The following is a 13948-nucleotide window of genomic DNA, read 5'->3' on the forward strand; positions in this document are numbered from 1 at the left end:
AGGCCCTCCCTGGCAACCCGAACCTGGTGAGCCAGTTCTGCTCGACGTCGCCGGACCAGATTTTACCCAAAGTAGTCAAATTAGGATCGCCGGGTGAGAACCATCTTTCCGTACGAACCAGGAGACAAGCCCGCCTATCTGATCGTTTAGGTGGCCCCCGAGTGTTCCGACCGATCAGTCAATCTATTTGACCAGACTAGAGGTCAACTACGTAGCGTGGCGGGCCGCCAGGGGCCCGAAGCCTGAACCCAGAGATTAAAAAGAACCTTGGCATACCTGCCAGAACATGCCGGCCCGTACCAGGGAATGTCCAAACATGCAGGCCATGGCGATGTCAGATGCCTGCGGGACCGGGCACTGCCGGTCGGGTTCACAACGCCCGCACCCGCACCGAGCCCGCGGCACCCATTGCTTTTTGGATCACATATGTCACCCACAGTATTCGACAACTTGCTTGGATTCAGATGGTACATGTTTGGTACGGTTGCGTCAGAGTAGCACCGGCCAGACCTTTCACATGCAGATCATCGTCGGCCGGGTGAACTCTCGGCGGACAGCCGCATCCTGTGTCGATCGTGCATGGACGGCGTAAAGCGCTGCGCGAAGGAGGACGGGGGTCTGGGTGAAGATTCCGCTAACCGGCGGCGCTGGGTTCATCGGCGGACATGTAGTAAGAGCGACCGGCAATAGGGGCGCGGCGTCGCGGGGCTGGGGCACGCACCTCGCCGCGTTGTCGTCGGTCGACACCCAACGCCAGGGTGGCTCCCTCCACCGCCTCGCGATGCACGCACCCCAGTCCCGCTCCTTGATCCACACCCCTATTGTCGGGCGCTCTAAGCCACTTAGCGGCCGCGGGGGCGGTCACCGCGGCCATCGACGATCTATCCACCGGTACCGAACCGAATCCGCGCAACACCATCGACCGAGCATCGAACGTCCAAGAGCTCTTCGTCCCGGACGTGACCGAACGGAATCCAGGACATCGTCGAGCGAACGCACCCGAGCAGCGGCCTTACCCCCTCCTCTGTCGTCACACCAGAGGGCTGTTGACCGCGGATGATCCACCGGCTTCCGAAAAGGAGACACGCCTCGATGACACGATCCGCTCGGGAGATGGACAACGGCAGGGCCTGGGTTACCATGGTGACCAATGACGGATACGTCGACGGTGTCGTCGTACTCGCGTACTCCCTTCTCACAGTCAACTCACGGCATCGCCTTCTCGTCATGCTGACGCCAACCGTCAGCGTCGAGGCCAGACGCCGGATAGCCGCACTCGACAACTGCCACACCGCCGAGATCGAACCCATCCTTCCCGCGCCCGTCAAGCTCATCGACTACGCGTTCCCGTACCTCGTCGATTCGTGGACCAAGCTGGCCATGTGGAACTTCGAGGAGTACGACCGGCTGGTCTGGCTGGATGCCGACATGCTGGTGCTGCGCAACATGGACGAGCTCTTCGACGTCCCGATAGACACGGGGACCATCGCCGCGGCCCCCCAGTGCCTGTGCAACGCTCTGCACTTCGACAACTTCCCGGCCTACTTCCGAGTCGAGCACTGTCCGTATCACGGCGGGTCCCAGCAGCTGCGGCGGTTTAACGCCGGACTGCTCGTCGCCGCGCCATCCACGGCCATGTACAAGGAGCTGACGGGGGCGATCCACAAACGTGAAATCAACCAGATGCACTTTGCCGAGCAGGACCTGCTGAACGAGTACTTCGCCGACAGCTGGCACGCTCTGGACTACGTGTACAACGCGACGAAGGGGATCAGCAGGGCGCACCCCGAGCTCTGGAACCTGGACGTCATCAAGAACCTCCACTACGTGGGGCAGAAGCCATGGAACTGCGACATGGCGAAGGCGCGCGCGAACGACGACCCGATGTACCGGATCAACAAGGTCTGGTGGGATGTGCGCGAGGAGGCGTTCACTCGCCTCTCCGGAGGCTCCGCGGCCAAGGTCGACGATACGACTCGGCGGGCGATGGAGAAATACGCGCGGCAGCCCCCGCCACCGCCGCTGTATCTGGAGGAGGCCTTGGATGTCCCGCTGCGCCAGGTCCTGCCGAGGCTGCAGCAGCGCTTCCTCACGCAAACCAGCTACTTCGGCGTTCCGGCCTGGAAGAACCCCCTCGACCTGTGGGTCTACCAGGAGCTGTTGTACGAGCAGGCTCCCGACGTCATCATCGAGATCGGCAACCGGTTCGGCGGCAGCACGCTGGCCTTGGCCCATCTGTGTGACCTGATGGACAACGGGCGCGTCATCGCCGTCGACCTCTCCCACGAGTCGGTGCCGCGGCGGGTACGCGAGCATCCGCGCATCACCTGGGTCGAAGGCGACGCATGTGAGTTGTTCGACCAGGTCGAGAGTCTGCTTGACCCACAGGCCCGGGTTGTCGTCATCGAGGACAGCGCGCACACCTACGACAACACCCTCACCGTGCTGCGGCTGTACGGCCAACTGGTCAAGCCGGGAGGCTCCTTCGTCGTGGAGGACGGAATCCTCGGACACGGCCTGGACATGGGGCCCCGGCCGGGGCCGTACGAGGCAGTCGAGACGTTCGTGGCCGAACACCCCGATTTCGTGATCGAGCGTGAGCGGGAGAGTCTGTTGCTCACCTGGTGCCCAAAAGGTTTCCTTCGTCGCATCCGGTAGGAGTCATGGCAGAGCAGCCCCAGACAACCCAACTGGTTCGCCAGCCGCCCGACGCCGACCGCCAGTGGTGTCGCATCGTCATGAACCAGACAACGCGCCAGTGGATCGGTGCGCTCGACACCGGCCGGCTGTCGGTCCTGGAGATCGCCGGCACGATCTGGGAAGACGCGTTTGCGTTCCGCTCCTATCGAGCGGTCTTCTACAGCGACTACGACGTCTGTGCGGGGACCCTCGACGAGACGTTCGATCTGGTGATCGCGGAACAGGTCTTCGAACACGTGCTGTGGCCCTACCGCGCCGGACGCAACATCCATCAGATGGTGAACCCCGGCGGATACGTCCTGATCACCACGCCCTTCCTGATCCGTATCCATGACCAGCCGGTGGACTGCTCGCGCTGGACCGAACTCGGACTTAAACATCTGCTCGCGGAATGCGGGTTCCCCTTGGACACCATCCGCACCGGATCGTGGGGCAACCGGGCCTGTGTCATCGCGAACTTCACCGAGTGGGCACAATACGCGCCCGAGCAGCACTCACTCGACAACGAGCCGGACTTCCCATTGGTGGTATGGGCCCTAGCGCAGAAGGAAGCGACATGAACGTCGAGTTCAGTGTCATCGACCGCCTGGACCACCACTCTGCCTCGGCACGGTCATCGTCGGTCGTGTCCGGCGAGAACAGGCGGTTGCTCTTGATGGCGTGGCCGAGCGGCGGTCTCCAGCGGGGTGGTCTCAACCGGTCAGGGCATCATCCTGGCGTCCGCATCGTGCCGGAACCCCGTGGATCCCGGCACGATACGGACGGTGCGCTGACTCTCTGGGATCAGGATCGATGTCGTCGCCGCAACGACGCGACCTTCGCGGGAATGAGAATGGAGGACGCGACCGCCACGGTGGGTCCGTACAAGTTCCCGCCGATCGACGAGTCGGGACGTGCCGATGACACGAGGTTGCAACCCGAGTGGTACGGCTTGGGTATGCATTAAGAGCGCGTTTGAGATCGTCATTCCGGCTCGCCGTGCCCAGGCGCCCCCTGGCTGCGTTGTCAGCCAAACCGATACAACTCATCCGGTATCGCTTCGGCCTCCCGCCTTGCCAGGGGGCGCCTGGACGCGGCTCACTGATCGAAAGCCCGATCTCAAACACGCTCTAAGAGCCGTACCGGCCATATCGCCTTCATCGGCTTCGTGAACGGCGGGTTCATCGTCAACCCGTCACACCGCCCGGCCGGAGCCCTGGAGCACACACGGACCACAGACACATGCCTCGTCGGGCTGGAGCGAAGCCCCGTTAGCAATAGCAGTGTAGGTACCGTGTCACGAGCCTGAAGTGAAATGTCACCGCCCGGTCTCCAACCCTACATCGCATAGCGGTTATGCGTTGATGGCTTGATTTCGCCGGCGCCTTGCGACCTCGCTGGACATGGGTAGATATTCCTTTGCCACGGGTGGCAGATCGCACGTTTCGACCGGCCCGCGCTGATGTGGGACCAGCCCCTCGCTACCAATGATCAATCGTATGGTGGGCGCGTCGAACGGGGTTTCCGCGGGCAGGCAGATAGCTTTGGCTGGCGTCGGTGCTCATCCGAAGTTCCCCGGACCTCCGAAGGGAAATGTAGTGTCGAATTCGCAAGGTCTCGTGTTCGCGTCGGCGGAATGGGTTCCGGGCGGAGGTGAGTGGTGGGCCAACTTCACGGTCGTCGTGTCCAACTACTCCACCGAGGACTTGGTAGACCCGGAGATTTCCTTTACGTTCGCCGAGGGCCGGATCATCCGCAACAACTATGGTCTCGTGTTCGAGGAAAGCGACCGCCCGGTCGAGGCTGTCACGGGCCGGTTCGTCGCCGAACGGAAGATTATTCTGGCCCAGAGCTCCCAGGAGTTCACCGTTGCGATGCAGAACGGCGGGCCCGGCGCGGGCACGGACCCCGGGCTGCTGCCGAACGGCTTCACGGTCAACGGTCAGGACGCGAACCCGCCGGTCGACAACGACCCGCCCACCGTGCCGGAGAAACTGCGTGCCACCGGCTGGGCCCCGCACAGCCTGCAGCTGGCCTGGGACCCGTCCACCGACAACGTCGCGGTCGCCTCCTACGTGATCGAATACGGCACGCCCGGCGGGGAGACCCACACGTGGCCGACCAGAACCCCCGGCGCCACGGTCTCCCGGCTGAACTCGCTGACCGAGTACCGCCTGCGGGTCCGCGCGATCGATGTGTCGGGCAACCGCTCGGACCTGTCCGAGGAGATCTCCGCGACGACGACCGCGCCGCTACCTGACCCGGGCGACTGGGACGCACGACGCGCACCCTTCGTCGACTACACCGCCTGGCCGAACCCGAAAATCGCCGAATACGGCTCCCTGTCCGGCGTTGACGCGTTTTTCACCGGCTTCTTGGTAGCCCAGCCAAGCGGCGACAAGAAAGTCTACTGGGGTGGATACCCGAGCCTCGGTGAGGCCACCACCAGTGATTTCGGCAAGGAGGACATGAACGCCTTCGCCGCCCACGGCGGAAAGGTCATCCTCTCGTTCGGTGGCGCGTCGAACGTTCCCCTCGAGGACGTGGAGACCGATGTCTCCCGCATTGCGGCGACCTACCGGGCGATCCTCGCCAACTACGGCGCCACCTACCTCGACTTCGACTTCGAAGGCGGATTCATCCACAACCAGCCGGGCCTGGAGCGGCATGTCGCAGCCATCTCCCAGGTGCTCGCCGCCCAGCCTGGCCTGAAGATCTCCTATACCCTGCCGGTCGACGGCGCCCCGGGCAGCCTGGTCGGCTTCAACGACGGCGGGGTCCGGCTGCTGCAGCTACTCGCGGACGCCGGCATCCAACCATCCCTGATCAACGGCATGCTGATGGAGTTCGGCCAGACCTCCCCGCCAGACGCCTACGAATGCTGCGTGATCGCGCTCAACGGGATGTTCACGCAGATCGCCGCGGCCTGGCCGGGTTGGGACGAGCAGAAGGTCTGGCGTCGCATCGGCGCCTGCCCCATGTTCGGCCGGCACATCAACGGCAAGATCTTCACATTGGACCACATGCGTCGTCTCGTCGACTTCGCCCGGACGAACAATCTCGGCTGTCTCTCCGGCTGGGACGCCAGCCGCGACTACAACCAGGGCCGCCTGCCCGAGTGCGCCGATTTCAGCGGCTCGGACCTGGCTAAATGCACCTACGTCGAGCAGAACTCGTTCGACTTCAGTAAGATTATCGCTACCTACCAGCCGGAGCACATCCCGGCAGTTTCGCAACGACGGTAGGCCCGGCCTCCGGAACCGACGGGTGGCCTTGCCGCAGCCGGCCGTCGGTTCCGGCAGCACGACCGCCGCTCCCCGTTCCACCGGACCAAGATCCGGTCGCTTCTCCAAGCCCTGAGATTGACGGTGTGCCGGTTGCGCCGCAATGCCACCTACCAGGACCTTCACGAAGATTTCGAGATCGGCGGGACTACAGCCTGGGACTATGACCAGCCCATGGTCAAATTCCTCGCCCACGCGTTCGGCCACCCTGACGAGGGCGATCAAGAAGAGTTCCTGACGATGCTCCTGGAAGGCACGGTTTGCTTGATCGACGGAACGCTGTGCCGACGTTACGCTGGAGGCACCGCAAGGATTTGCCGTCCGGCAAGCAGCGTCGCTACGGCGTTAACATCCGACGCTTCGTCGATCTGCCCGGCCGGTTGATCTGTGCCAGCCTCGCGTTCCCGGGCAGCTGGCACGACATGCATTGTTTTCGCGAGGCTGGCTGGGTCGACATGATTGCCCATGCCAGCGGGGCCGGGGAATAGGAAACCTGGGCGGCCGGCGAGCCGAATCAGTGAGCCACCGCGGATCCGGGTCAGCCGGTGAAGGGGTTAAAAACCCGGACATCAGTATACTCGAAATCCTTGGTGTTACGGGTGACCACTGTCCAGCCGTGGACCCCCGCCGTAGCCGCGATCAGTGCGTCGATCGTGGGGACCGGGTGGATTCTACGCTGCCTTCCCCACTGCCGGGTGATCGGGGTGGTAACCGGGACGATCCGCTCGCCGAATTCCTGGATGACATCGCTCAGCCAGTCCTCGACGATGGCCGCCTGCCGATGGTCACCTCGTTGGGACAGTTGCGTGATTCCCTGCTCGATTTCTCCTATGGTCAGCGTGGACAGGTACATGTGGCCCGACGGGGTCAGGGAGATCCATTCTGTGACGCCGGGGTCGCGCCTGCGTTTCCTGGTCTCGGACAGGACATTGGTGTCCAGTAGGTAGCTCATATATCATCACCGAGGTCGACTTCTCCCGGAAAGTCATTTTTCCGCTCAGCTTCGACCCCTTCCAGGACGGCGATGACGTCGTCGTCGAAATACGGGGGGCCGATGAGGAGCTCGGTGAGATTTTTCGCCGGCCTCGTCAACCTTCGGTACTCATCGACGTCGATGATGACGGCGATCTCTTCGCCATGCCGTGTGATTGTCTGTGGTCCGTCGACCTGCACGGCACGGAGTACCTCGCTCAGGCGTTGCTTTGCTTCCTGAACCTGCCAGTTCATGGCGGCCTCCAGCTCCACACGACAGATAGTCTGTCTAGACAGCACCGAGTCTATCCCCGTTGTGAGCGGGGATACGACGCTCGTGCTCACCAGCCCGTCCAGCCCTGGTCACCGTCCAGCGCGCCCGACCCACGTGGGTTGCGGTTGCCGTTGCTGGGGGCGGTGCCGGTGCCGGATGCGACGAGGTGCCTCCCTGCCCGGCGTTCGCGGCGACAATCGCCTGCTGGATGCCGGCGCCTGTCACAGACGTTTCCGCCACCGTGGTCGACCGAGGCTGGGCACGCTCCGGTTCTCGGTCAGTCACCCTGACCCGCGGGGGTGCCACGGCATACGTATTCGGAAGTCGCGTGTCAATGGCCATTTCGTTCTCCCCGTAGGCGGCCTGCGGTTCTCCCCACTGGCGGCCAGGGAAATCTCCCCAACGGCGGCCAGATAGCTCCCCGCCGTAGGTGAGGTGTCGATCAGATCAACGCCTTCACCCCCTTCCCGGAGGTGGCCTGGGCGAGCCAGAAGCTGTCACCCTAGGTCACGACGATGTGGGCGTGGTGCAGCAGCCGGTTGACGGTGGCGGTAGCCAGGGTCTTGGGCATCATCTCGTCGGACCCGGACGGATGCAGGTTGCCGCTGACCGCCAGTGCCCGGCGCTCGTAGGCGGCATCGACGAGCCGGTAGAAGCCCTTGGCAGCGTCCGGTGAGACCGGCAGCAGATCGATGTCATCCACGATGATCAGATCGGTGCGTAGTAGCCGGGTCATCACCCGGGTGATCGAGTCGTCGACCCGGTGGCGGCGGACCAGCACTCCGAGCTCTTCGATGGTGAACCAGGCCACCGTCATCCCGGCCTCGACGGCGGCCTGCCCGAGCGCTTCACAGAAGTGGCTCTTGCCGGTCCCCGACGGGCCGCAGATGCAGAGATTTTCCTTGCGCGCCAGCCACTCCAGCGTTTTCAGTGCGTCCTGGGTGGGGTGGGGTGTGGGATGGAAGAGGCGGTCTCGTCCCAGTCACCGAAGGTCTTCCCGGCGGGGAACGCGGCGCGTTTGCGGCGGGTCCGCAGGTTGACCGCGTCCCGGCCGGCGGCCTCTTCCGCGAGCAGGACACGCACGACCTCGGCCGGGTCCCAGCGCTGGGCCTTGGCGGTGGGGACCAGGTCGGTCAGGGCGCGCCGCAGGTGCGGTAGCTTGAGCCGGCGGGTCAGCTCGATCGCCTCGGCCAGCGGGTCGCCGGCCGAGTCCGAGACGGTGCGCAGCCCGGTGGCCATCACGCCTCATCCGCTTCGATGTCGCTGGCGCGGTCGGTGTCGGCGCCCGGCTGGGGTAGGCCGACGTTCGACCAGGCCGACGTTCCCGGTTGGAGGCTGTGACCCTCGCCGGCGCGGGTGGGTTCGCCGTGGTCGCGGCCGGCCTGGTAGGCCAGGATCCGGATCAGGTCGTTCTCGGCGAACCGGCCCACGATCGCCGCGGTCCCCAGCGCCTTGTCGACCTCGGCCTGGCCGTGCAACTTGGCCAGCGCGACGGCCTCGGCTATCTTCGCCCGGACGCGGCGGGCACCGATCGCGGCGGCCTCGGTCAGCCAACTCGCCGCACCCGGCCCGAGAGCCACCGAACGCGGCCTCGGCCGCGGAGGTGGCCTTCGCCGGTCCGCTCGGCCTCCTTGTCGCGCCGGGGCGGGTAGTGCTCGTCCTGAATAGAGGGTGTTCCCGGTGTCGACCGGGGGTGGTGGGCGACCTCGGCCGGCCCGGTCTCGCCCACCGCGGTCACGATCAGCTCATCGCCGGGGAAACGAGCCCAGACCCGAGTGTCGACCAGGCCGTGCGGCACCGAGTAGCGCACACCCTCCTACGCCGGCGACATCGACCTGGCTGGCCGTTTACGATCTTGGCCAGTGCGGGCCCCGCAAGCTGAGGCTTCCCGTGCCAGCCAGGACGCCCGACTCAAGTCGCGGCAGCTGCCGTGGCTACAGCCGGCAGCTGATTGCTCCAGAGCTATCTGGGGCTCGAACCGCCGACCCGAACGGCTGACCAGGTCATCCGTCGTCGAGGACGACCCTCGCACAGATAGATGGAACCTATTTGTGCAGGTCAGACGGTTTGTGGCGCAGCGTGGCGGACCCTGTGTACCAGCATCCGAACCATTTGATCTTGGCTGCTGGCCCTGAAATCATTGTCCGACCGGTCGCCACCCGAGCCCCGACCAGGGGCGATGCCCGGTGACCGCGCCGGCGACTACATCATCTCGCGAATCGAACGAGTGTCCCGAATTTTCGGTCGCGTCGGACTCTTCGGCCCGTCCCGTGACCGTGATCGTCGGCGTGGCGGTCGCGTTGACGTTCCGCTTCGGTTCGGTTCGGCAATGCACTCGCTCCCGGACCGCGTCCGAATGTTCCGATCTTGGGGCGCGAGCCACGACCGCCAAATGTAACCGCCGCACGCCAAATGTAACTCCGTCGTGGTTACATTTGGGTGTGCCGCGTGACGTGAGCCAGATGATCGCCCTCCTGCGCGCCGCCGGAGGCGACACCACCGAGGTGGAGGTCAAGTCTGCCGCCGGCGGGTTACCCGTCTCGTTGACCTCTACGCTGAGCGCGCTGGCGAATCAGCCTGGGGGCGGGACCATCATCCTGGGGCTCGACGAGCGGGCCGGGTTCCGCCCCGTCGAGCTCAGCGACCCGCAGGTACTCAAGCAGGGCCTGGCTGCCAGGGCCCGGGCATTCACACCGCCGGTCCGTCTCACGATCGAAGACGCGGAGGTTGACGGGGCCGCGGTCGTGGTTGCTCAGGTCCACGAGTGCGACCGGTCGACCAAGCCCTGCCGTGTCACCGCGACCGGCAGAGCGTACCTACGTGGCTACGACGGCGACTACGCCCTGTCCGACGTCGAGGAACAAGGGTTCCTGGCCGCTCGCCAGCCACCGCTGTTCGACCGTTCGCCTGTCGAGGACGCCACCGTCGACGACCTGGACACCGAGCTCGTCGATGCCTTCCTACTCGCTGTCCGCGAGCGCGACCCGGCCGGGCTCGGCCGTTTTCCCGACGACACCGAACTCCTGCGCCGGGCTGGGGTCATGATGGATGGCGGGCAGCCGACCGTCGCGGGACTGCTCGCTCTCGGGGTCCATCCCCAACAGTGGTTCCCTCGCTACGTCATCCAGGCCGCGGCGCAGCCCCTGCCCACCGACTCCGCCGCGACTCGGGCCCGCAACCAGGTCACCATCAGCGGGCCGGTCCCGCGGATGCTTGACGCGGCGCTGCTCTGGGCCCGACGTACCTTCGACACCGCCATCGTCGCCGAGATGGACGGCAGCGTTCACGACCGTCCGATCTATCCACTCATCGCCTTCCGTGAGCTGGTCGCCAACGCACTGATCCACCGCGACCTCGATCACTGGTCCGCCGGGCTGGCCGTCGAAGTACGGCTTCTGCGGGACCGCCTGGTAGTGGCCAATCCCGGCGGCCTGTACGGCATCACCGTCGACCGGCTCGGGCGCGACGCGGTGACCTCCGCCCGCAACGCCAGACTGGTCTCGATCTGCCAGCACGTCCGCTCCCCGCAGACCGGAGCTCGGGTCATCGAAGCCCTCGCCAGCGGAATTCCCACCGTCACCGAGGCCCTCGCCGACCATGACCTGCCGCCAGCCCACTACGTGGACAGCGGCATCCGGTTCACCGTCGTCCTCCACCAGTTCGCGACCGCCCCGCCCGCGGCGACCGCCGAGCCCCCGCTGGGCGCCACGGAGCGTCGCGTCTACCAGGCCCTGACCCGTCAGGGACGAACAGTCAGCGACCTCGCCGAGGAGCTCGGGCTCTCCGCTCCGAACATCCGCAAGGCACTGCGAAACCTGCGCGGTCGCGGGCTGATCCTCCAACTCGGCGGCAGAGGCAAGGCCACCACCTACCAGCAGACGGGCTCGTAACGGAGACGGCCACCCCTATCTGTCGGCTGGCCGACACCGTTGCCAGAGCCGCGGACCGCGCAAGATCAATCTCTGCCATGATGTCCGTGCTGAACTACACCGAGAGGACGGCCGTTCACCATGCTCACCTCATCGCGGCCGCGCGGCAGATCGGACGGTCTCGTGACACCCACGATCTGCGGGTCATGGACCAGGTCGACAACCAGGGCCCCGGCATAGTTGTCGGTTAGCAAGCAAGCTTCATGATCGTCTGCAGGGGGCGTTCGGGGCGGCGGGCGTGATAGAGGATTCCCACTGCGATGTTCGTGACGCCGGTCAGGCGCAGGACCGTGATCGCGAGGTTGCGCGGACTGGCCATGACCTGGGGCGTTGCCGGTCCGGACCTGGTGCGGGAACCGCGCGCAGTCTTGCCGTCCACGGCGACCCGCCGCTGTGTCCCCGTGTCCGGGCTGGTCGCCACGGCCGCCCAAGTTCCCAGCGCCGTGTCCAGCGCGTCGGCGTCGAGGGCTGCGAACACCCGGCGGGCGGATGGCCGCGAGCGACGAGAACGGCCGGCGAATTCTTCCGGATTCGACCTCACACACCACACATCGTGTGCTAAAAATACCTGGCTCGCCATCCCTGCCGGTCACGTCTGCCCGCAGATTTTCTTTCTCGTCCGTGTTCACCGCACACGCCACAATGATCAAGAAAGTGACATTGTTTCTCCCCTGAACCGGAGGTCCGTCGTGGCCGCTGGACGTTCCCGCCCCTCGGGCCGGCAAAACAGACCAGCGCGCGGGAGATCCGTGCCCCGATCGAAACGGCCACGCGGCCGCTCGCAGCCTCGCAGCACCCGGAGTCTCAGTCGGCGCGAGCGGAAGAACCTCCACGTGGCGGCCTATCTTGCGATTGCCTCCGGCGGGCTGCTGCTGGGGATCGGAGTGGCCTGGCCCTGGGTATTCGCCGCAATGTTCGTCATCTCGTTCCTGCTTGCGTTTCGATGGCCGACACTCTGCCGCGCCTATCGCACAGATGGCGGCATCTGCGAGATGTGGGTGAACGGCTGGCTCACCAGGTGCAACAGCCACGCCCCGGTCAAGCGTCGGGATCTACGCGCGGTGATGTGGCCGCCGAACGAGGTGTCTCCCTTTCATCGTGCCGCGCTGGCGATGCGCATCCCGCCGCGGGAGAGCGAGGTGCAGGCCGTTCTCGACGGTGCGCCCCGCCGAATCACGATGCGAAACCTCACCGTCTCCTCACTCCTCGTCCTCAGCGGGCTGATCGCCCTCGTAGGCGCACCTGTCGGGTCGCAGTGACCATCCGGAGCCGACAGTGGATATGAGCGACGTCCTCGCGGCGATGGGCAGACCGGGCGTGGTGGCAACACTGTCGGAGCCAAGCGAGCAGGCCGCTATTGCGGAGACGGCAGCGAAGCTGGCCATAACCAAACCGCTGTATCTCTACCGCCAGGATCCCAGCCTGGTGCGGGTCCGGCCCTGGGTGCGGACGAGCCCGATGAACGTGCTGCGCGAACTCGGCGTCGCGACTACCTTCTACCCCGACGGGCCCTTCTCCGACATGGCGCGGCACTGGGCGCAGGTCCGCTACTGCGGCGTCCTCACCACCCGTACCCGTGGGGTGAGCACGCTCCCACAGCTGGCGATCGGTGACACCAGCCGCGTGGTGCACCACCACAAGACCGCGCAGTCCGAGCACCTGGGCATCGGGTTCGCGATGGTCGTCGCCCGGGCGGTGCTGAACAGCCGCCACCCCGGATTCCGGTTCCAGGCGATGGACGCGGAGGTAGCGCTGGCCGATGGGTCCGCCCTGGGTCACTCAGTGCGCTCCGCCGGCTCCAGCCTCGGCAGACCCGACTACATCCTGCTCGGCACCCAACTGCGAGCAGGTCGCTTTCACACCAAGATCTACCTGCTCGAATGCAAAGGCACGCATGGCGAAATGTCGAGGATCAGGGCGCAGCTCGCAAAGGCGAGCGTGCAGCTGTCAACCCTTCGGATCGACGGTCGCACACCCCCCGGACTCATGGTCGCCACGAAGCTGGACACGGCCGGAATATCCTGTCACGTCTTCGACCCTCCGGGCGACGAGAACCTCCTCTCCGGAGCGGCAGGTGAATTCGACGACATCGTGACGGAGGATCCGGAACCGTTCCCGTTCCCCCGGCGCCACCCCACCTATCTGGATGCCGACATCCACCGGTCCGGCGAGCAGCTCAGCGATGAGGAGATCGCACGCAGACGAGCCGAAGCCGGTTGGCGCTCCGAGGAGCTGCTCCGGCCGATCCGGGGTGCGGCCGACATCCTGGAGGTCCCGGCAGAGCGCCGACGGTGGTTGCTGCAGATGCTCGCACGGAGTTCCGCCTTCACGTCTCTGCTGTACGCCGGTGACAGAGCCGGCGCGGACACCTACTTTCCGGCCTGGCTGCGGCCTGAACCGCCGACATCGGGTCAGCTGCCGCTCGAGGATGCTGTCTCATTCCCGCCGGATTTCACCAGCATCCGGTCCTCCTTCCGGCTTGGGCCCGACCTTGAGTTCTTCGGCATCAGCCACCGCATGCCCCTTCCCGACGGCAGGGTTCTCGTCGTCCGGCGCGGAGTGGAGCAGCAGCTGTACGGCCTGCTTAGCGAGCACCGGCTGGCCCGTTCCTTTCGGCGTGCGCGGGATGTCGTGGGCCGCTGGCGCACACGCAGCGGACGGCAGAACCTGCCGGCCGATGTCGGCGCCGACGGCACGGGCATCCTCATGGAGGTTCTCGACCGATGAAGATCCTCCCGGAGCCGCACCGAAGGGAGGTGTTGAGGTTCGGCGAGCCGGCGCTTATGGCTTAGAGCGACCGGCAATAGGGG

The 13948-nt window shown here is 65.6% G+C and carries 11 protein-coding genes and 2 pseudogenes; 8 read left to right on the forward strand and 5 right to left on the reverse strand.

Annotated features, from left to right (window positions below; translation table 11 throughout):
* The first annotated feature begins 1092 nt into the window (after positions 1–1092).
* From MJ777_RS10455 to MJ777_RS10470, 4 genes are all read left to right on the forward strand, one after another.
* Entirely contained in the window at positions 1093–2658 is a 1566-nt protein-coding gene (locus MJ777_RS10455; protein WP_239375585.1) for a CmcI family methyltransferase, read from the forward strand.
* A 5-nt stretch (positions 2659–2663) separates the two neighbouring features.
* Complete coding sequence (locus MJ777_RS10460) at positions 2664–3260, forward strand: methyltransferase domain-containing protein (protein ID WP_239375587.1); 597 nt, start codon at positions 2664–2666, stop codon at positions 3258–3260.
* A 1017-nt stretch (positions 3261–4277) separates the two neighbouring features.
* The gene (locus MJ777_RS10465; RefSeq protein ID WP_239346802.1) at positions 4278–5924 is read left to right on the forward strand and encodes a chitinase; all 1647 of its coding nucleotides are present in this window, start codon (positions 4278–4280) and stop codon (positions 5922–5924) included.
* Between the two features lie 132 nt (positions 5925–6056).
* On the forward strand, positions 6057–6347 hold the full coding sequence (locus tag MJ777_RS10470; protein ID WP_239375589.1) for a hypothetical protein: 291 nt from the start codon (positions 6057–6059) through the stop codon (positions 6345–6347).
* Between the two features lie 154 nt (positions 6348–6501).
* Here the strand turns inward: MJ777_RS10470 and MJ777_RS10475 are convergent, their stop codons facing one another.
* From MJ777_RS10475 to MJ777_RS10490, 4 genes and pseudogenes are all read right to left on the reverse strand, one after another.
* Positions 6502–6915, reverse strand: coding sequence for a type II toxin-antitoxin system VapC family toxin (locus MJ777_RS10475; protein WP_239375591.1), 414 nt, complete (start codon positions 6913–6915; stop codon positions 6502–6504).
* Positions 6912–7280: a type II toxin-antitoxin system Phd/YefM family antitoxin gene (locus MJ777_RS10480; RefSeq protein WP_239375593.1), complete on the reverse strand. Its 369-nt coding sequence runs from the start codon at positions 7278–7280 to the stop codon at positions 6912–6914. Before MJ777_RS10480 ends, MJ777_RS10475 begins: the two co-directional genes overlap by 4 nt.
* A 431-nt stretch (positions 7281–7711) precedes the next feature.
* Positions 7712–8448 (reverse strand): annotated as a pseudogene (locus tag MJ777_RS23080) (ATP-binding protein).
* Positions 8448–9025 (reverse strand): annotated as a pseudogene (locus MJ777_RS10490) (IS21 family transposase); the annotation flags it as partial. The pseudogenes MJ777_RS23080 and MJ777_RS10490, both read right to left, overlap by 1 nt.
* A gap of 646 nt (positions 9026–9671) precedes the next feature.
* Between MJ777_RS10490 and MJ777_RS10495 the strand changes: the two are divergent.
* Positions 9672–11099 (forward strand): ATP-binding protein, encoded by a 1428-nt coding sequence (locus tag MJ777_RS10495; RefSeq protein ID WP_239375595.1) that lies wholly within the window; start codon positions 9672–9674, stop codon positions 11097–11099.
* Positions 11100–11176: 77 nt separating this feature from the next.
* Positions 11177–11329: a hypothetical protein gene (locus MJ777_RS10500; RefSeq protein WP_239346799.1), complete on the forward strand. Its 153-nt coding sequence runs from the start codon at positions 11177–11179 to the stop codon at positions 11327–11329.
* Here MJ777_RS10500 and MJ777_RS10505 read toward each other — a convergent pair.
* Positions 11326–11679, reverse strand: a complete 354-nt coding sequence (locus MJ777_RS10505; RefSeq protein ID WP_239313965.1) for a hypothetical protein — start codon at positions 11677–11679, stop codon at positions 11326–11328. The genes MJ777_RS10500 and MJ777_RS10505 overlap by 4 nt on opposite strands.
* Positions 11680–11971: 292 nt before the next feature.
* On the opposite strand from MJ777_RS10505, the gene MJ777_RS10510 reads away from it, so the two are divergent.
* Both MJ777_RS10510 and MJ777_RS10515 read left to right on the forward strand, forming a co-directional pair.
* Complete coding sequence (locus MJ777_RS10510; protein ID WP_239375598.1) at positions 11972–12397, forward strand: hypothetical protein; 426 nt, start codon at positions 11972–11974, stop codon at positions 12395–12397.
* Between the two features lie 16 nt (positions 12398–12413).
* The gene (locus MJ777_RS10515; protein ID WP_239375600.1) at positions 12414–13865 is read left to right on the forward strand and encodes a hypothetical protein; all 1452 of its coding nucleotides are present in this window, start codon (positions 12414–12416) and stop codon (positions 13863–13865) included.
* The last annotated feature ends 83 nt before the right edge of the window (positions 13866–13948 follow it).

The sequence above is a fragment of the Protofrankia sp. Cj5 genome, from assembly GCF_917627405.1.
GTDB lineage: Bacteria > Actinomycetota > Actinomycetes > Frankiales > Frankiaceae > Protofrankia.

Bases quoted from the DNA above. Each gene is read 5' to 3' on its own strand.
- MJ777_RS10455 (WP_239375585.1), top strand. From the start codon at position 1,093: ATGACACGATCCGCTCGGGAGATGGACAACGGCAGGGCCTGGGTTACC.
- MJ777_RS10460 (WP_239375587.1), top strand. From the start codon at position 2,664: ATGGCAGAGCAGCCCCAGACAACCCAACTGGTTCGCCAGCCGCCCGAC.
- MJ777_RS10475 (WP_239375591.1), bottom strand. From the start codon at position 6,915: ATGAGCTACCTACTGGACACCAATGTCCTGTCCGAGACCAGGAAACGC.
- MJ777_RS10495 (WP_239375595.1), top strand. From the start codon at position 9,672: ATGATCGCCCTCCTGCGCGCCGCCGGAGGCGACACCACCGAGGTGGAG.
- MJ777_RS10500 (WP_239346799.1), top strand. From the start codon at position 11,177: ATGATGTCCGTGCTGAACTACACCGAGAGGACGGCCGTTCACCATGCT.